Origin of the sequence: Aminobacter sp. P9b, assembly GCF_045345995.1 — a bacterium.
GTDB classification, from domain to species: Bacteria; Pseudomonadota; Alphaproteobacteria; order Rhizobiales; family Rhizobiaceae; genus Aminobacter; species Aminobacter niigataensis.
In genome coordinates this window covers 354,361-369,888 of the sequence record NZ_CP150082.1, presented here as the reverse complement: position 1 = coordinate 369,888, position 15,528 = coordinate 354,361, and the positions used below count along the sequence as shown (strand labels likewise).

Genomic DNA, 15,528 nt, shown 5'->3' with positions numbered 1-15,528 from the left:
GGCTAGCTGCCCGCGAAGGGGTTGAGGATACGCAGGCGTCCGTCGATGACGCGGCCGTGCTGCATATCCTCCGACCATAACGTCGTGCAATTGGCGCGAAGTGCCGCCGCGACGACCAGCGCATCGTAGAATGACAGGCCAAGGCGCTCGGCCTGGGTCACGGCTTCGGCATGCGTTTCAACGTCGAGCGGCAGGATGCGTGGGCAAAGCGTGCGAATGATCGCCAAGGCGTCGCCGATCTCGCGCCAGTTCATGCCGAGCTTGCGGCGCGCGACATTGGCGAATTCGTTCAGCCCCTGGACGCTGACGGTGCATCCCTTGGCTAGGAGCTTCTCCGCCGTCACGCTGCGCGGGTCGATGGTGAAAGCATAGACGAGGACGTTGGTGTCGAGCAGTTCGTCTGCCGCAGCCATTACCGCAGGTTCGCCTCGTCGCGGTCGAGGTGCCAGCCCGACGGCAGAGGCTTGCGCAAGGCGCGGATGCGTTCGAGCGCGCGCTCGCGGCTCTGGTCGCGCTCTATGTCGAATGCGCGTTCACCGGCGATCCGGATGTCGATCTCGTCGCCTTCCTTGAGGTCGAGCGCCTCGACGACCTGCGCCGGCAGGCGGATCGCGAGGCTGTTGCCCCATTTCGAAACCTGCATGGCATTCTCCTGGATATACAGTTGTAATGTATATCCTGCAGAGCGAAGCGCCAAGGGCTTCCGAACTACTCCGCCGCCCCCTGGAAAGCGCCGGCGCCGGCATGGAACTGCAGCCTGGCGAGACGGGCATAGATGCCGCCCTTGGCGACCAGGCTCTGGTGCGTGCCTTCCTCGACGATTGCGCCGCCATCCATGACCAGGATGCGGTCGGCCTTCAGCACCGTCGCCAGCCTGTGGGCGATGACGATGGTGGTGCGGCCCTGCATCAGGTGTTCAAGCGCCGTCTGCACCTGCTTTTCGCTTTCGGCGTCGAGGGCCGAAGTTGCCTCGTCGAGCAGCAGGATCGGCGCGTCGCGCAGGATGGCGCGGGCGATGGCGATGCGCTGGCGCTGGCCGCCCGAGAGCGTCACACCACGCTCGCCTACTTGCGTTTCATAGCCGTCCTGCAGCTTTTCGATGAAACCGTCGGCCAGGGCCGCCTTGGCTGCGGCTTCGATCTCCGGACGCGATGCGCCGGGCCGGCCGAAGCCGATATTCTCGGCTGCCGTGCTGGCAAATACCGTCACGTCCTGGGGCACGATGGCGATGCGCTCGCGCACCGCCTGCGGATCGGCCTTTTGCAGGTCGACGCCGTCGATCAGCACGGAACCGTTCTCAGGGTCGTAGAAGCGCAGCAGAAGCGAAAACACGGTGCTCTTGCCGGCACCGGAAGGGCCGACGATGGCGACCGTTTCACCCGGCTTGACGACGAAGCTCAGCCCGTGCACGGCGGCGCGGTCCGGTCGGACCGGGTAGGAGAAGGTCACGTCGCGGAATTCGATCGCGCCGGTGCTCTTGGCGGGCAGGGCGACAGGCGAGGCCGGTGCGGCGACGGTCGGCTTTTCGGCCAGGATCTCGGTGATGCGCTCGGCGGCACCTGCAGCGGAACTCAGTTCGCCCCACACTTCCGACAGGCTGCCCAGCGCGCCGGCGGCGAAGACCGAATAGAGCAGGAACTGGCCGAGCGTGCCCGGCGACAGCGTGCCGTCGAGGACGTCGCGCGAGCCGAACCACAGCACCGCCACGACCGAGGCGAAGATGGTGAAGATGGCAAAGAAGGTCAGCACCGAACGCGCCAGCACCGAGGCACGGGCCGCGCTGAAGGCCGTTTCCACCGCGGCGGCGAACTTGCCTGTCACCAGCCGTTCGTTGGTGAAGGCCTGGAGCGTGCGGATCGCTCCGATCTGCTCACTGGCAAAGGCGGTGGCGTCGGCCAGCGTATCCTGCGCCGTGCGCGACTTGCGCCGCACCGAGCGGCCGAAGGCGACGAGCGGCAACACGATCAGCGGGATCGCCGCGATCACCAGCCCTGAAAGCTTCGGGCTGGTCACCACCATCATGGCGAGGGCGCCAAGGAAAAGGATGAGGTTGCGCAGCGCGACCGAGGCGGTGGCGCCGACGGCGGCCTTGATCTGGGTGGTGTCGGCGGTCAGCCGCGAGACGATCTCGCCCGACATTGCCGTGTCGAAGAAGGCCGGCGACAGGCTGGTGACGTGGGTGAAGACGTCGCGGCGGATGTCGGAGACGACGCGCTCGCCCAGCGTGATGACGAAAAAATAGCGGCAGGCCGAGGCCAGCGCGAGCAGGGCCGCGATCGCCACCAGCATGGCGAAATATTGGGCGATGAAGGTCGAATCGACCGAGGAGAAGCCGTGGTCGATCATGCGGCGCACGGCGAGCGGCAGGGTCAGCGTGGTGACGGCAGCGGCAACCAGCGAAATGATGGCGCCGACGACAAGCCTGGGGTAGCGATAAAGATAGGGTGACAGGCGATTCAACGGGCGGAGCGAACGCCGGCGCTCTTCGTTGGCGGCCGTTGTCGTGTTCGCCATGATGTTTCCCTCTCGGCCGCGGCCCATTTGCCGGCTGCGCGGCCTTGTGATTCGAAATCGGCTGATGTATAGGCACGCCGACCGTTTCTGAAGCCTTGGCCTATCTAGCCGTGGCTTCGAATTTTCGAAAGAGGCGCATCGCCGCAGGATACCTGCGCAAGCCGCGCCGCGACAGCAGGAACAGAGCGATGAAAGCCGATATCCATCCCGACTACCACGCCATCAAGATCGTCATGACCAATGGCACCGAATACATGACCCGCTCCACCTGGGGCAAGGAAGGCGATACGATGAACCTCGATATCGATCCGACCACGCACCCGGCCTGGACCGGCGGCCAGCACAACCTGCTCGACCGCGGCGGCCGTCTGTCGAAGTTCAAGAAGCGTTACGAAGGCCTCGGCATCTAAGCCGACCTGTATCGCCGGCTATCAAGAACCCGCCCTCGTGGCGGGTTTTTTTGTTGTGCAAGTCAGCAGGCGCATGAAGACGGGCACGGCGTCGACGCCCTCCCTCCCCCTTGTGGGGAGGGATAAAGGGTGGGGTATGTCACCTCTTCTCGGTCTGCCGGCTGAATTGGTGAGCGCGAACTACCCCCAACCCGTACCCCTCCCCACAAGGGGGAGGGGAACCTCGTCTACAGCGCCGCGATCTCCCTCAGTGCCATCGCTTTGTAGTCGGCCACCAGCAGATCGCCTTCGGCGCGTTCGACAGATATGGCGAGCCGCATCGCCGATTCCCCCAGCGACATGATCAGGAACGCCTTGCGCTCGATTTCGGCCGCATCGACGGCGGGCGCGACGCGCCGCCACGCCTCGGCCAGAAGCGCGCCATTGGCCCTGGAGTCGCGCATGTCGATGTCGCGTAGCGCCTTGTCGGCCTGTGTTCCCGACCAGATGTCGCGCATCACCGGCTCGGCCAGGAAGATGCCGTAATAGACGTCGATCAGCCCGCCGAATGCTTCGATCAGGCCCTTCATGTCGCGCACGCCGGCAAGGCCGTCGGCGATGCAGGCGCGGCCTTCGGCGTTGTAGCGTTCGGCCAGGGTGCGGATGATTGCGCCCTTGTCGGGAAAATACTGGTAAAGCGAGCCGATCGATACGCTGGCGCGTTCGGCCACTTCCCCCATCCGCATGGCGTCGCTGCCGCCTTCCGAGATCAGCGCGCGTGCCGCTTGCAGCATGCGCTCGACGCGCTCCTGGCTGCGCTTCTGGCTCGGCGCGCGCCGCAGGGTCTGGCCTGAGTTGTCCTCAATCGCTTCCATGTTCTTTTGCCCGCAACGAATCCGCTTGACCTCCATAATATGAGGGTTTATCACATTTGCAAATGTGAGCATTACTCACATTAATGAAGGAGGCCCAAATGACCGTAACCCAGCAAAGCATGAAGCCCATTCTGATACTTGGCGGCACCGGCAAGACCGGCCGCCGCATCGCAGAACAGCTTGTCGCGCGCGACCTGCCCGTCCGCATCGGTTCGCGTGGCAGTACTCCGTCGTTCGATTGGGAAAACCGCGCCACCTGGGCCGGCGCGCTCGAGGGCGTCGGCGCGGTCTACGTGTCCTACTACCCTGACCTCGCAGCGCCGGGCGCTGCCGAAGCGGTCGGCGCATTCGCCAAGCTTGCCGTCGCCATGGGGGGCAATCGCCTCGTACTTCTCTCCGGGCGCGGCGAGCCCGAGGCACAGCGGGCGGAGGAAACGGTCAAGCAGTCCGGCGCCGAATGGACGATCCTGCGCTGCAGCTGGTTCATGCAGAATTTCAGTGAGAGTTTCATGCTCGATGCGGTGCTGGCGGGCGAGGTGGCCTTGCCGGTGGGGGCAGTCCGTGAACCCTTCGTCGATGCCGACGACATCGCAGATGCGGCCGTCGCCGCCTTCACCGACAATCGCCATATCGGCCAGTTCTACGAACTCACCGGCCCGCGCTTCATCACCTTCGCCGAGGCTGTTGCAGACATTGCCGAGGTGGCCGGCCGTGAAATCCGTTTCGTCGAGCTGACCACCGCGCAGTTCGCTGCACGCCTTGCCGAACAGCAATTGCCCCAGGATCTCATAGATCTCCTGATGATGCTGTTCACCGAAGTGCTGGATGGCCGCAATGAACATCTTACCGATGGCGTCGAGCGGGCGCTTGGCCGCCCGGCGCGCGATTTCCGCGACTATGCCAGCGCGGTCGCAGCAACCGGTATCTGGGGAGGCGCGAAATGACCGGCATGCTGTTTTCGGCGCTCACCTTCGCCGCCGTGCTCGGCAGCGGCATCGCCGCCGGCCTGTTCTTCATTTTCTCGAACACCATCATGGCATCGCTGGCGCGGCTGCCCGCCGCCCATGGCATTGCCGCCATGCAACAGGTCAACCTCACCATCATCAACCCGTTTTTCATGACGGTGTTCATGGGTATGGTGGCGATATCGCTGGCGCTTGCCGCCAAGGCGGTCCTCGGCTGGAGCGAGGCCGGTTCGGCCTGGTTGCTCGCTGGCAGCCTCGCCTATCTCCTGGGCTGCTTCCTGGTGACGATGGTCTTCAACGTGCCGCTCAACGACGCACTCGCCGCTACCGACCCGGCTAGCGCCGAGGGTGCTGCGCTATGGGCGCGCTATCTCGCCGAATGGCTGCCGTGGAACCACGTCCGCACGGTCGCCTGCCTGGCCTCGCTGGCGTCCTTTGCCATGGCCTTCTCGGCCGCCCGCGGATGAATTTGCGGGGCCAGCCGGAGGATCATCCTCCCGGTCGGCCCGCAATCACGCCTGGCGTCTGGCACGGTCGATGGCATGCTCGATCAGCCGGCCGACGAGGTCGGGATAGGCAATGCCGCTGGCTCCGAGCGTCTTGGGGTACATGCTGATGTTGGTGAAGCCGGGGATGGTGTTGATCTCGTTGATCAGCGCCGAGCCGTCGGCACGGACGAAGAAGTCGACCCGGGCCATGCCCTCGCAGCCGAGCGCGAGAAACCCTTTTCGCGACATGTCCTGAAGCTGCCGCGTCGCTGCTTCGGGAAGCTCAGCCGGTATGCGCAAGGCCGCGCCGTCGGCATCGATGTACTTTGCCTCATAGGTATAGAAACCGTGGCTGGCGGCTGGCGCGATCTCGCCCGGCAGCGAAACGGTCAGCGAACCGTCGAGGTTTTCAAGCACACCGAACTCGATCTCGCGGCCATCGACGAACTCCTCGATCAGCACCTTGCGGTCGTGCTTGAACGCTTCGTCCAAAGCTGCCTTCAACTGCTCGGCGGTACCTGCCTTGCTGACGCCGACAGACGAACCCTGGCGTGCCGGCTTGACGAAAACCGGCAGGCTAAGTGCGGCGGCCACCGCGTCGAATTCCGGCTGCTCTCCGGCATGCACGGCAATTCCCCGCGCCACCGGTACGCCGGCCTCCTTCAGCAGCCGCTTGGCCGCGTCCTTGTCCATCGCGTTGGCGGATCCGAGCACGCCGCAGCCGACATAAGGCACGCCGGCGACTTCGGCCAGGCCCTGCACCGTTCCATCCTCGCCGAACGGGCCGTGCAACACCGGAAACAGCACGTCGATGCTGGGCAACTCGAACGGCGCCTCGCCTTCGGGAACGGCAACCAGCCGACCCTTGCCGCCCGGCAAAAGGCTCACCTCGGTGCCACGCTCTGGCACGGCCTTGGGTAGCGCGCCGTCACGGTCGAGTTCGGCCAGCAGCCACTTGCCCTGGCGGCTGACGCCGATCGGCACGACCTCATATCTGGAGGCGTCGATCGCCTTGACCACATTGCTTGCGGACATGATGGAAACGTCGTGTTCGGCGGAACGTCCGCCGAACAGAACTGCAATGCGCGGTCTCGTGGTCATGAATGCTGTTCCGTCCCTGTGGATTTTCCGGGCAACGCGCGTGCCGTGTGGTGCGGTCCCATGCCCTGGTTGCGCAGGAAATGGAACTTATCTGTGGCGCTGTCGCGGGCCCTGCACGATTTCCGCAGCGGCCGTTCAGGCCGGGTCCTTTGCCTTGTGGCCCTTGCGGTCGGAATGGCCGAGGTCGCGCTCGGGGTCGATCATGTCGCGCACCAGCTGTTTGAGCTGGGCCGCGTCGGGAAAACCGCCGTCGCGCTTGCGGTCCCAGATCAGTTCGCCGTTGCAGGTGACGGTGAAGATGCCGCCGGTGCCCGGCACCAGGGTCACTTCGCCGAGTTCCTGGCCAAAGGTCGAGAGCAGCTCCTGCGCCATCCAGCCGGCGCGGAGAAGCCACATGCACTGGGTGCAATAGGTGATGCGGATCTGGGGAAGGGTGTCGTTGGTCATGAGCAGCTCCGAGACCGAAGGTTGTTCTCTGGCTTGCTGCGCGTTCCTGGAGGCCTTGGCCGGAGAGGAACAGCGGTGGCTTGCTGATGTTTGGCCCAGCCGCGGAGGCGGGCGTTTTTCGCGGCGGACGGGTTCATCCGCCGCGAAGAGGCCGTCCTGTTACGCCGCGCTGAGCTTGGCCAGCGTTGCTTCGTCGACTTCGAAGTTGGCGTAGACGTTCTGCACGTCGTCGTCGTCTTCCAGCGTGCCGACCAGCTTCATCAGCGACTGGGCCCGCTCTTCGTCGACAGGGATGTTGTTCTGCGGCTTCCAGATGATCTTAACCGACTCGGCGTCGCCGAGCGAGCTTTCCAGCGCCTTGGACACTTCGCCGAGGTTTTCGAAAGCGCAGGTGATGGTGTGGCCGTCCTCGTCGGACTGCACATCATCGGCGCCGGCCTCGATCGCGGCGTCCATGACCTTGTCGGCGTCGCCGGCCTTGGCGGCATAGACGATCTCGCCGACGCGGTCCCACATGAACGAGACCGAGCCGGTTTCGCCCATTGCACCACCGGACTTGGTGAAGGCGGCACGCACGTTGGAGGCGGTGCGGTTGCGGTTGTCGGTCAGCGCCTCGACGATGAGGGCCACGCCACCCGGACCGTAGCCCTCGTAGCGCACTTCTTCGTAGTTCTCGGCGTCGCCCATCGAGGCCTTGGAAATGGCGCGCGCGATGTTGTCCTTGGGCATCGACACGGCCTTGGCGTTCTGTACCGCCAGGCGCAGGCGCGGGTTCATTGTCGCGTCGGGCACGCCGGTCTTTGCGGCAACGGTGATTTCGCGAGCGAGCTTGGAGAACATCTTGGACCGCACCGCATCCTGGCGGCCCTTGCGGTGCATGATGTTCTTGAACTGTGAATGGCCGGCCATGGGACCCCTGTTTGTCGCTTCGGCAGTGTTTGAATGGGCCGCCTTATAGATAAATCGGCTCAATACGTCCAGAGTTTCGGGCTTTCAGGCACTCGCGAAAACGTGACTACGCGCCGCTTGCCTCGGCTGAGATAGTGCGGCCACGCCCCGAACGCACGAGAGCGCCATGCCCGTCCGCCTGTTCGCTGCCTGCCTTGTCGCCCTGCTTGCGCTGGCTCGGCCTGCCGCTGCCGCAGAAGACCCGGTGCCGAGCAGATGCATGGCCATCGCCCAGGCCCTGCCCCGAGCCACCTATGCCAGCTTCACTCCGGCGCAGGCATTCGTCGACGGCGACGTCACCATCACCTATGCCGGCCACTCGACCTATGTCATCGAGACGCCGGGCGGCGTGCGCATCGCCACCGACTATAGCGGCCTCTACGGTTCGAACCCGCTGCCGCGGATCGTCACCATGAACAAGGCGCACCGTACACATTACACCGACTTTCCCGACAAGGGCATCGAGCACGTGCTGCGCGGCTGGAACCCCGATGGCGGGCCGGCCAGGCATGCGCTGGTGGTCGACGACGTCTATGTCCGCAACGTGCCGACCGACATCAGGCGCTTCGGCGAGATGGAGGCTAACGGCAATTCGATCTTCATCTTCGAGGTTGCTGGTCTGTGCATCGGCCATCTCGGCCATCTGCATCACCGGCTGGAGGACGCACATTACGGCGCCATCGGCCGGCTCGACGTGGTGATGGTGCCGATCGACGGCGGCATGACGCTGTCGATCGACGCGATGACCGAGATCACCACGCGGCTCTACTCCTCGATGATCCTGCCAATGCACCGGCATGCGACGCCAATGGCCGAGTTCACCGGCATGATGGGCGACGGTTTCGCCGTCGAGTTCCGCCCCAGCCGCTCGCTCAAGGTGTCACTCAGATCGCTGCCCGCGCGGCCAACGATCATCGTTCTCGAAGGCATCTGAAGGCTTGTCAGCTGCGGACGCGGACCTGGTTGCGGCCGCCTGCCTTGGCTTCGTAGAGCGCCTGGTCGGCGGCCGCCAGCATCGCGTCGATGGATGTTGAGGCATCTGCCTTGTGCGCCGAGACGCCGATGCTCACCGTGAATTTCAGCGCTTCGCCGGAGGGCAGTGCCACTTCGGTGGCCTCGACCGCGAGCCGTATGCGCTCGGCCAGCGCCGTCGCCTCGATCATGTCGGCCGAGGGCATCAGCACGGCAAATTCCTCCCCGCCCAGCCGTCCGATCAGGTCACCCGCGCGCAGGTGCTTGGACGCCTGCGGGAAGAAGGCTTTCAGCGCAGCGTCACCGACACCGTGGCCATGCTCGTCGTTGACACGCTTGAAGTGGTCGAGGTCGATCATCAGCACGGCGATGTTGCCGTGGCCCTGGATGAGCTCGTCCAGCCGCGCCTGCCCGCGCTCGAAGAAGGCGCCGCGTGAGAGTGCGCCGGTCAGCGCATCGTAGTTGGCGATGTGCTGGAGCCTGGCGATCAGCTCCCTGCGTCCGGTGTTGATGCTCGCCACCGTCAGCGGCCCGAGCGCCATCAGCGCGATGCCGAGGCGGATCGAGTCGAGCGAGCGGATGGGGTCCGCCGGTGCTGCGAGATCGACGAGACCGGCGGGTATCGAGATCAGCAGCCAGATGCACAACAGCAGGGTCATCACGGAGGTGGTGAACAGGCTGTAGGTGAGCGCGCACCACAACAGGGCCGGGATTGGAAAAGCCAGTGCCCCTGGACCGCCGATCAGCACGCCTCCAGCGACGGACAGGATGAGGGCAAGACATGGGGCGCCCCGCAGTATGGTTTCCAGCGACAGGCCGTCGTCGGAAGGCGGCCAGCGTACGGACAGCGACCGAACCCCGGGAAATGTCAGTATCGCCGGCAGGATCACCAGGGTGTTGACCAATTCGGTGACGAACCACAGTTTGAACCCGACCGCGAAGGTGCGGTCGAACAACAGGCCAACTGCACCACCGCCCGCAAATGCGGCGGCCACCGCTGCCATGCAGCAGATGCCAAAGAGATAGAGGACGGAGACAGGGTGCTGCAGCTTCCTGTCGTTCTCGCTGACGAGACGGAACAGCAGATAGCCCGTGATGGCGGAAACCATGTTTGCTGCGGTCAGCCACGCCGTGACGTACCACCCGCCACCGGTCAGAATGTCCGCTGCGACGTAGCCGACGAACGCTGCCGCCCAGCCGGCCGGGCCGGCATAGCGCGGATTGCGCACCATCATGCCGAGCAGAATGGCGTTGGCCGGCCAGAAACTGGCGAGAAAGCCTACCGGGCGGGTAAGGATCCCAAACAGGGCGGCGGCGAATATAACGCCACCGACGATCAATATGCCGGGTATCCGCTGCGCCGCGTTCGGTGCGGCGAGCCGGCTTTTGGCCTCAGTTACAGACATCGGACCCTAAATACGTGTTGCAGACGTCCCTTGATGCCTATGGTTGCAGCAAGGGGTTCAAAACGCCTTAACGCATATCAGGAATGTTGAATATCGAAGCAGTTTCGCCAGGCTTTCTGCGGTGCCGGCTGCGATGCCCGTTTCGGGCAAGCACGCTCCCCCATGAAATCCACGGGGGAGCGTCTGCAAGGCGGTCAGGCGGCCAGCCGTGTGTCCAGTTCCTGCACGGTCAGTTGTCCGCGAAAGCCGCCGGACGATTCATGCGGCGTCTCGTCCTCGATAGCGTGGGCGAAGATCACCGCCGGATCGGCTTCGAGCCTGGCCATGTGCTTGTGGATGCCGGGGAACTCCCTGGCGATATCGAACAGGCCGAGGTCCTCGCCCCAGCGGGCGATCCCGATGAAATAGGCGTCGGCCACGGTCTTCGTGTCGCCGACCAGCCACTCCCGGCCTTCGAGCACCCTCTGCAGATAGGCGTAGGCTTCGGCCGACTTTTCACGGGCGAGACGGCGCAGGAACGCCTTGCCGGCATGGTCGTCCTCCTCCAGCTTGTAGGCATTCCAGCCGTAGCCGAGGGCCGAATGCAGGGTCGTGTGCAGATAGGAGAGCATCCAGTTGAGTTCGTCGAACTTCTTGGTGCCCTGGGCGAAGCCCAGCCCCTTGTCGAGGCCGCGCGCGGCGATGTTGTGCAGGATCGCCAGGCTCTCGGTCAGCGGTTTGCCGTCCTTGGTGATCATCGCCGGGTGTCTGTCCCAGCGGGCTCACCGTGGCGAAGCTGTAGGAGCGACTCGACAGCATGTCGATGCGGTGCAGGCGGTAGGGTTGGCCGAGCCATTCGAGTGCCACGATCGAGCCGAAGGAGCAGCCGTGGGGCACGCCGTAGAAGAGCACAGGTTCCATTTCACGTCCCTTTTGAATTTGGGCCGCGATCCATTCGCGGCGTGCCTCAGAAGCTATGCATTGCTTTCGTTTCAGCAAGTACCTACAATTTTGTAAGGTACTGACTTCAAAGTAAGAATTGAGGAATTCCATGGCAAAGATGCAGCCAGAAAGTTGTGGCCTCGGTCCCGCCTTCCAGGTCATCGGCGGCAAATGGAAGGCGCTGATCCTGTGGCTGGTGCACACCGAGCCGCGCCGCTTCGGTGAGTTGAAGCGGCTGGTCCCCGACATCAGCGAGAAGATGCTGATCCAGCAGTTGCGCGAGATGGAGGCCGATGGCCTTGTTCACCGCGAGGTGTTCCACGAGGTGCCGCCAAGGGTCGAGTATTCGGCCACGCCGCTTGGCCAGTCGCTCGACGATGCTCTCGTTCCACTTGCCAACTGGGGCAAGGAGCATGGCGCCGCCATCGAGGCGCGCAAGACGAAGGTCGCCTAAGCTGCAATAGCTGAGGTCCGCTCAGCCTTCCAGGTCGAGCTTCAGCCGGTCGAGAATGCTCATCGCATGGCTGGCATATTCACTGATCCAGCGGTCGTGAATCTGCTTGATCGGCAGCGAGTTGAGGTGGTTCCAGCGCTCGCGCCCCTCACGCCGGGCGACCACCAGATCTGCCTCCTCCAGAACCTTCAGGTGCTGCATCACCGTGCAGCGGTCCATGTCGTCGAAGCGTTCGCACATGGCGCCCGTGGTGAGCGGGCCATCCTTCAGACAATCGAGCATCAAGCGCCGGCGCGGATGAGCCAGGGCTTTGAAAACATTGTCATCTTTCGAATCGATTGACATGTTATGTTTTTATAACACATTATCGCGAAGTGCAAGCAGAGGAGATCACAATGTCCCTTGGATTCAAGGTTTCGGGCCGGATAGCCAAGCCAGTCCATGAGGTGTTCGACGCGGTCGTCAACCCGACGAAGCTCAGCGCCTATTTCACCACCATCCGCGGCGCCAGCGCGCCGCTGGTCGCAGGCACCACGGTCACCTGGTGGGGCTCGGTGCCGGTCGAGGTCGAGGAAATCGAACAGGACAAGCGCATCGTGCTGCGCTGGGATGCCGAAGTTTCCGAGGGCCAGCCCGCCTACAAGACGAGGATCGAGATGGGCTTCGAAGTGCTCGAGGACGGATCGACCTTCGTCACCATCGGCGAGTCGGGCTGGGTCGAGGACGCAGTCGGGCGCAAGGCGTCCTACGGCAATTGCGAGGGCTGGGCCGAGATGCTGTCGGCGATGAAGGCGTGGCTCGAATACGGGATCAACCTGCGCGAGGGCTTCTATCCCTCCGAGATGCGCGGCGAGCTGCCGACGACGAGCGAGCGCAAGTGAGGAGCGGGAACATGAGTGCAACAATCGAAGGCGGCATCAACATCGCGATGAAGGTGCCGAGCCACCAGTATGAGGCGACGATCGCCTTCTATCGCAACGTTGTCGGCCTCGAAGGCATTCCGGAGAAGGCGCCTGCGGTCGGCTTCAAGCTCGGCCCGAACCAGCTCTGGATCGACGAGGCTCCGACCATGAGCCAGGCCGAGGTCTGGCTGGAGCTGTTCACGCCTGATTTCGCCGGCACGCTCAAGCAACTCGGCGATGCCGGCGCGGTGCGCTGCGACCCGATCGAGCCGCTGGGCGAGAGCTTCCGTGGTGGCTGGATCATGAACCCGGCCAACATTGTGCATATGGTGCGCGAACCCGACGCTTGGTGAGCGCTGCCCACAGCGTCTCGGGCGGCGGCGATTGCTCGCCGCCCGATCTCGTCAAACTGTCTGGAACCGCACCTCGCCCTGGTTCAGGAAGCATGCCTTGTCGAACAGCTTGAGGTCGAGCGGATTGGGCAGCCTGACATCGTCCAGGTCCGGCACCGCTTTCGCTGACGGATCATAGGTGCGGTCGATCTGCGAGATCATGATGACGATCAGTCCCTTGTCGCGCGCCAGTGACTTCAGCGCCTGAACCTGATCCATCAATACCGGGTTCTCGCGCTTCTGGTCGAGCAGTTGCAGATAGTCGACTACTACCACGGTTCCGCGTGGCGCCATGGCCATGCGCCTGGCGATATGGGCGGCGCTGATCGTGTCGGAACTGTCGAGTTCGAACAGGCCGCCGAACTGCGCCCTGTCGGCGCCGATGGCGCTAAAGCGGTCGAGCACTTCGCTCTCGGTGTACTCCAGCGTGAAGAAGGTGCTGCGCTGGCCCGCCTTCATCGCCTCCACGGCAAGTTCGAGCCCCATCAGCGTCTTGCCCTGGCCTGGCCGCGCGCCGAGCAGCACCAGGTCGCCGGGCGCGAGGCGCGCAAACAGCTTGCCGGCCGGCCGGGTGGCCGCTGATGTGGCGGCGAGCAGGCTCCATGCGCCAAAGCCTTCTTCGGCCGCGATGCGGTCGAGCGCCTGGTGCAGCGGGATATGGCCGGTCCTGGCGAGAAGCCTGGCCTTGCGCTTCAGCGTGGGAATGGGTGCGGAAAGTTTCATCCGGCGAACCTCCTATCGCGAGCAGTCGTCGCAACCCCTCCTTATGCAAGTGCTCGAACAGTTGGCTCGGAAATCGAGACACCCTGCACGAACTGTACTTTCCCGGTGGAGGGGGGAGGCGTGGGCGGCGCCAGAATCAGATGATAGCCCAGAATTCGGCGGCCTGAAATCGGCGCGGAAACGAAAACGGCGGGCACTTGGCCCGCCGTTTGTTTTGTCCGTCAGTGGCCGTCGCTGCGTTGCTGCCTGCGGCGGTTCCGCTGCAGCATGTTGAGGCCCTCGACCAGCGCCGAGAAGCCCATGGCGGCGTAGATGTAGCCCTTGGGCACATGGTAGCCGAAGCCGTCGGCAATCAGCGTCATGCCGATCATCAAGAGGAAGCCGAGCGCCAGCATGACGATGGTCGGGTTCTTCTCGATGAACTGGGCGAGCGGGGTCGCCGCCAGAAGCATCACCGTCACGGCCACGATCACGGCGATGTACATGATGCCGATCTCGTCGGTCATGCCGACGGCGGTGATGATCGAGTCGATCGAGAACACAAGGTCGAGCAGCAGGATCTGGAAGATCGCCGCGCCCATCGAAAGCTGCAGCGTGCGCGACACCATTTCGTCCTTTTGATCCTCGGGGTCGACCGAGTGGTGGATCTCCTTGGTCGCCTTCCAGACCAGGAACAGGCCGCCGGCGATCAGGATCAGGTCGCGCCAGGAGAAACCGTGGCCGAAGGCGGTGAACACCGGTGCCGTCAGCGCAACGATGAAGGAAATCGTGGCAAGCAGCACCAGGCGCATGATCAGCGCCGCGCCGATGCCCAGCCGCCGCGCCTTGGCGCGCTGGCCTTCCGGCAATTTGTTGGTCAGGATCGAGATGAAGATCAGGTTGTCGATGCCGAGCACGACCTCGAGCGCAATCAGGGTCAACAGCGCCACCCAGGCGGTGGGGTCGTTGACGAAGGCGAAATACGGCGCCAGGAATTCGATCATCAGAGTGTCCCCGTGTTCTTCTAAATGGCAATCGAGCGGCCGCGGGGCCGCTCTCGCTGCATCGACCCGAAAATCGAATAGATTTTCGGAAAGCACGATGCGCAACTAAAAAGTGTTGGAGCGGCCTTTGCACGGCCTACCGGGCCGCGCAAAGGCCGCTCTAACATTTGCTGACGTGTTGCGGGCAAGTAAGTATCCACCGGCCCCTCGTCAATGTCAGGACCAGAAGGAAGGCGCGGTTTCTTCGAGCCGCGGGCCGCGGCGCAGCGGCGCGATCCGCTCGGCGAGGCCAGTGCGGTCGGAGATGTCGAGGCCGACGCCGCAGATCGTCGCCGGCCCGTTGGCCGCCTCGAAGCGGCCTTTCGGCACCTTGGAGAGGAATCGGTTGAGCGGCTCCTCCTTGTCCATGCCGAGCGAGGAATCGTAGTCCCCGCACATGCCGGCGTCGGTCAGATAGGCGGTGCCGCCGTTGAGGATCTGGTGGTCGGCGGTCGGCTGGTGTGTGTGCGTGCCGACGACGAGGCTGGCGCGGCCGTCGACGAAATGGGCGAAGCACATCTTCTCGCTGGTCGCCTCGGCGTGGAAGTCCACCACTACCGCATCCGCCTGCTCGCCGAGCGGGCAGGCGGACAGTTCGCGCTCGCCGGCCTGGAACGGATCGTCGAGCTCAGGATGCATGAACACCCGGCCCATGATGTTCGACACCAGCACGCGGGCGCCGTTCTTGGCGATGTAGAGGCCCGAGCCGCGGCCGGGCGTGCCCTTGGGAAAATTCGCCGGGCGCAGGAAGCGGTCCTCGCGCGGGGCAAAGGCCAGTGCCTCGCGCTGGTCCCAGACGTGGTTGCCGGTGGTCACGACGTCGGCGCCGGCATTGATGGTCTCGCGGAAGATCTCCTCGGTGATGCCGAAGCCGCCGGCGGCGTTCTCGCCGTTGACGATGACGAAATCGAGCCGGAAATCCGAGATCAGGCCGGGCAATTGCGCCCACACCGCCGTACGGCCCGCCTTGCCCACCATGTCGCCCAGAAAAAGAAGTCTCATGAAATCA

20 protein-coding genes are annotated in these 15,528 nt (G+C 64.2%); 7 read left to right on the top strand and 13 right to left on the bottom strand.

Translation table 11 applies throughout. The features are described 5' to 3' along the window. Nucleotides 1-2: 2 nt before the first annotated feature. The 3 genes from WHT83_RS01940 to WHT83_RS01930 form a co-directional block, all read right to left on the bottom strand. Nucleotides 3-413 (bottom strand): PIN domain-containing protein, encoded by a 411-nt coding sequence (locus tag WHT83_RS01940; protein ID WP_406872810.1) that lies wholly within the window; start codon nucleotides 411-413, stop codon nucleotides 3-5. Further along, nucleotides 413-643, bottom strand: coding sequence for an AbrB/MazE/SpoVT family DNA-binding domain-containing protein (locus WHT83_RS01935; protein ID WP_406872809.1), 231 nt, complete (start codon nucleotides 641-643; stop codon nucleotides 413-415). The genes WHT83_RS01940 and WHT83_RS01935 overlap by 1 nt, the downstream gene beginning before the upstream one ends. A gap of 65 nt (nucleotides 644-708) precedes the next feature. After that, the gene (locus tag WHT83_RS01930) at nucleotides 709-2,514 is read right to left on the bottom strand and encodes an ABC transporter transmembrane domain-containing protein (protein ID WP_183262698.1); all 1,806 of its coding nucleotides are present in this window, start codon (nucleotides 2,512-2,514) and stop codon (nucleotides 709-711) included. 188 nt (nucleotides 2,515-2,702) lie between these two features. Between WHT83_RS01930 and rpmE the strand changes: the two genes are divergently transcribed. After that, a complete protein-coding gene (rpmE, locus tag WHT83_RS01925) occupies nucleotides 2,703-2,924 on the top strand; it encodes a 50S ribosomal protein L31 (RefSeq protein ID WP_108609677.1) in 222 nt (73 codons plus the stop codon). A gap of 227 nt (nucleotides 2,925-3,151) precedes the next feature. Here rpmE and WHT83_RS01920 read toward each other — a convergent pair whose 3' ends face one another. Then, nucleotides 3,152-3,778 carry a TetR family transcriptional regulator gene (locus WHT83_RS01920; RefSeq protein WP_406872808.1) on the bottom strand — a complete coding sequence of 209 codons (627 nt, stop codon included), beginning with the start codon at nucleotides 3,776-3,778 and terminating at the stop codon, nucleotides 3,152-3,154. A 98-nt stretch (nucleotides 3,779-3,876) separates the two neighbouring features. On the opposite strand from WHT83_RS01920, the gene WHT83_RS01915 reads away from it, so the two are divergent. Then, complete coding sequence (locus WHT83_RS01915; RefSeq protein WP_406872807.1) at nucleotides 3,877-4,722, top strand: NmrA family transcriptional regulator; 846 nt, start codon at nucleotides 3,877-3,879, stop codon at nucleotides 4,720-4,722. Continuing rightward, nucleotides 4,719-5,210 carry a DUF1772 domain-containing protein gene (locus tag WHT83_RS01910; protein WP_183262695.1) on the top strand — a complete coding sequence of 164 codons (492 nt, stop codon included), beginning with the start codon at nucleotides 4,719-4,721 and terminating at the stop codon, nucleotides 5,208-5,210. The genes WHT83_RS01915 and WHT83_RS01910 overlap by 4 nt, the downstream gene beginning before the upstream one ends. Nucleotides 5,211-5,255: 45 nt before the next feature. Here WHT83_RS01910 and WHT83_RS01905 read toward each other — a convergent pair whose 3' ends face one another. The 3 genes from WHT83_RS01905 to WHT83_RS01895 form a co-directional block, all read right to left on the bottom strand. After that, complete coding sequence (locus tag WHT83_RS01905; protein ID WP_406872806.1) at nucleotides 5,256-6,332, bottom strand: D-alanine--D-alanine ligase family protein; 1,077 nt, start codon at nucleotides 6,330-6,332, stop codon at nucleotides 5,256-5,258. 135 nt (nucleotides 6,333-6,467) lie between these two features. Continuing rightward, entirely contained in the window at nucleotides 6,468-6,779 is a 312-nt protein-coding gene (locus WHT83_RS01900; protein ID WP_108606548.1) for a SelT/SelW/SelH family protein, read from the bottom strand. A gap of 159 nt (nucleotides 6,780-6,938) precedes the next feature. Continuing rightward, nucleotides 6,939-7,688, bottom strand: a complete 750-nt coding sequence (locus tag WHT83_RS01895; protein ID WP_108606549.1) for a YebC/PmpR family DNA-binding transcriptional regulator — start codon at nucleotides 7,686-7,688, stop codon at nucleotides 6,939-6,941. Nucleotides 7,689-7,854: 166 nt separating this feature from the next. Between WHT83_RS01895 and WHT83_RS01890 the strand changes: the two genes are divergently transcribed. Next, the gene (locus WHT83_RS01890; RefSeq protein ID WP_406872805.1) at nucleotides 7,855-8,661 is read left to right on the top strand and encodes an MBL fold metallo-hydrolase; all 807 of its coding nucleotides are present in this window, start codon (nucleotides 7,855-7,857) and stop codon (nucleotides 8,659-8,661) included. 7 nt (nucleotides 8,662-8,668) lie between these two features. Here the strand turns inward: WHT83_RS01890 and WHT83_RS01885 are convergent, their stop codons facing one another. Together WHT83_RS01885 and WHT83_RS01880 are read right to left on the bottom strand one after the other, a co-directional pair. Then, the gene (locus tag WHT83_RS01885; RefSeq protein ID WP_406872804.1) at nucleotides 8,669-10,105 is read right to left on the bottom strand and encodes a diguanylate cyclase; all 1,437 of its coding nucleotides are present in this window, start codon (nucleotides 10,103-10,105) and stop codon (nucleotides 8,669-8,671) included. A gap of 194 nt (nucleotides 10,106-10,299) precedes the next feature. Next, nucleotides 10,300-10,842, bottom strand: coding sequence for a glutathione binding-like protein (locus WHT83_RS01880; RefSeq protein ID WP_406872803.1), 543 nt, complete (start codon nucleotides 10,840-10,842; stop codon nucleotides 10,300-10,302). Between the two features lie 293 nt (nucleotides 10,843-11,135). On the opposite strand from WHT83_RS01880, the gene WHT83_RS01875 reads away from it, so the two are divergent. After that, complete coding sequence (locus tag WHT83_RS01875; protein WP_108606553.1) at nucleotides 11,136-11,480, top strand: helix-turn-helix domain-containing protein; 345 nt, start codon at nucleotides 11,136-11,138, stop codon at nucleotides 11,478-11,480. Nucleotides 11,481-11,501: 21 nt separating this feature from the next. Here WHT83_RS01875 and WHT83_RS01870 read toward each other — a convergent pair whose 3' ends face one another. Continuing rightward, complete coding sequence (locus tag WHT83_RS01870; RefSeq protein WP_108606554.1) at nucleotides 11,502-11,825, bottom strand: helix-turn-helix transcriptional regulator; 324 nt, start codon at nucleotides 11,823-11,825, stop codon at nucleotides 11,502-11,504. Nucleotides 11,826-11,875: 50 nt separating this feature from the next. Between WHT83_RS01870 and WHT83_RS01865 the strand changes: the two genes are divergently transcribed. Next, nucleotides 11,876-12,361, top strand: a complete 486-nt coding sequence (locus tag WHT83_RS01865; RefSeq protein WP_108606555.1) for an SRPBCC domain-containing protein — start codon at nucleotides 11,876-11,878, stop codon at nucleotides 12,359-12,361. 11 nt (nucleotides 12,362-12,372) lie between these two features. Next, nucleotides 12,373-12,735, top strand: a complete 363-nt coding sequence (locus WHT83_RS01860) for a VOC family protein (RefSeq protein WP_406872802.1) — start codon at nucleotides 12,373-12,375, stop codon at nucleotides 12,733-12,735. A gap of 51 nt (nucleotides 12,736-12,786) precedes the next feature. Here WHT83_RS01860 and WHT83_RS01855 read toward each other — a convergent pair whose 3' ends face one another. The 3 genes from WHT83_RS01855 to WHT83_RS01845 form a co-directional block, all read right to left on the bottom strand. Beyond that, a complete protein-coding gene (locus WHT83_RS01855) occupies nucleotides 12,787-13,497 on the bottom strand; it encodes a DNA helicase (protein WP_406872801.1) in 711 nt (236 codons plus the stop codon). Between the two features lie 221 nt (nucleotides 13,498-13,718). Then, the gene (locus WHT83_RS01850; protein ID WP_183262686.1) at nucleotides 13,719-14,480 is read right to left on the bottom strand and encodes a TerC family protein; all 762 of its coding nucleotides are present in this window, start codon (nucleotides 14,478-14,480) and stop codon (nucleotides 13,719-13,721) included. A gap of 216 nt (nucleotides 14,481-14,696) precedes the next feature. Continuing rightward, on the bottom strand, nucleotides 14,697-15,521 hold the full coding sequence (locus WHT83_RS01845) for a YmdB family metallophosphoesterase (protein ID WP_318763525.1): 825 nt from the start codon (nucleotides 15,519-15,521) through the stop codon (nucleotides 14,697-14,699). Nucleotides 15,522-15,528: the final 7 nt, after the last annotated feature.

Bases quoted from the DNA above. Each gene is read 5' to 3' on its own strand.
- WHT83_RS01940 (WP_406872810.1), bottom strand. From the start codon at position 413: ATGGCTGCGGCAGACGAACTGCTCGACACCAACGTCCTCGTCTATGCT.
- WHT83_RS01935 (WP_406872809.1), bottom strand. From the start codon at position 643: ATGCAGGTTTCGAAATGGGGCAACAGCCTCGCGATCCGCCTGCCGGCG.
- WHT83_RS01930 (WP_183262698.1), bottom strand. From the start codon at position 2,514: ATGGCGAACACGACAACGGCCGCCAACGAAGAGCGCCGGCGTTCGCTC.
- rpmE (WP_108609677.1), top strand. From the start codon at position 2,703: ATGAAAGCCGATATCCATCCCGACTACCACGCCATCAAGATCGTCATG.
- WHT83_RS01920 (WP_406872808.1), bottom strand. From the start codon at position 3,778: ATGGAAGCGATTGAGGACAACTCAGGCCAGACCCTGCGGCGCGCGCCG.
- WHT83_RS01915 (WP_406872807.1), top strand. From the start codon at position 3,877: ATGACCGTAACCCAGCAAAGCATGAAGCCCATTCTGATACTTGGCGGC.
- WHT83_RS01910 (WP_183262695.1), top strand. From the start codon at position 4,719: ATGACCGGCATGCTGTTTTCGGCGCTCACCTTCGCCGCCGTGCTCGGC.
- WHT83_RS01905 (WP_406872806.1), bottom strand. From the start codon at position 6,332: ATGACCACGAGACCGCGCATTGCAGTTCTGTTCGGCGGACGTTCCGCC.
- WHT83_RS01900 (WP_108606548.1), bottom strand. From the start codon at position 6,779: ATGACCAACGACACCCTTCCCCAGATCCGCATCACCTATTGCACCCAG.
- WHT83_RS01895 (WP_108606549.1), bottom strand. From the start codon at position 7,688: ATGGCCGGCCATTCACAGTTCAAGAACATCATGCACCGCAAGGGCCGC.
- WHT83_RS01890 (WP_406872805.1), top strand. From the start codon at position 7,855: ATGCCCGTCCGCCTGTTCGCTGCCTGCCTTGTCGCCCTGCTTGCGCTG.
- WHT83_RS01885 (WP_406872804.1), bottom strand. From the start codon at position 10,105: ATGTCTGTAACTGAGGCCAAAAGCCGGCTCGCCGCACCGAACGCGGCG.
- WHT83_RS01880 (WP_406872803.1), bottom strand. From the start codon at position 10,842: ATGATCACCAAGGACGGCAAACCGCTGACCGAGAGCCTGGCGATCCTG.
- WHT83_RS01875 (WP_108606553.1), top strand. From the start codon at position 11,136: ATGGCAAAGATGCAGCCAGAAAGTTGTGGCCTCGGTCCCGCCTTCCAG.
- WHT83_RS01870 (WP_108606554.1), bottom strand. From the start codon at position 11,825: ATGTCAATCGATTCGAAAGATGACAATGTTTTCAAAGCCCTGGCTCAT.
- WHT83_RS01865 (WP_108606555.1), top strand. From the start codon at position 11,876: ATGTCCCTTGGATTCAAGGTTTCGGGCCGGATAGCCAAGCCAGTCCAT.
- WHT83_RS01860 (WP_406872802.1), top strand. From the start codon at position 12,373: ATGAGTGCAACAATCGAAGGCGGCATCAACATCGCGATGAAGGTGCCG.
- WHT83_RS01855 (WP_406872801.1), bottom strand. From the start codon at position 13,497: ATGAAACTTTCCGCACCCATTCCCACGCTGAAGCGCAAGGCCAGGCTT.
- WHT83_RS01850 (WP_183262686.1), bottom strand. From the start codon at position 14,480: ATGATCGAATTCCTGGCGCCGTATTTCGCCTTCGTCAACGACCCCACC.
- WHT83_RS01845 (WP_318763525.1), bottom strand. From the start codon at position 15,521: ATGAGACTTCTTTTTCTGGGCGACATGGTGGGCAAGGCGGGCCGTACG.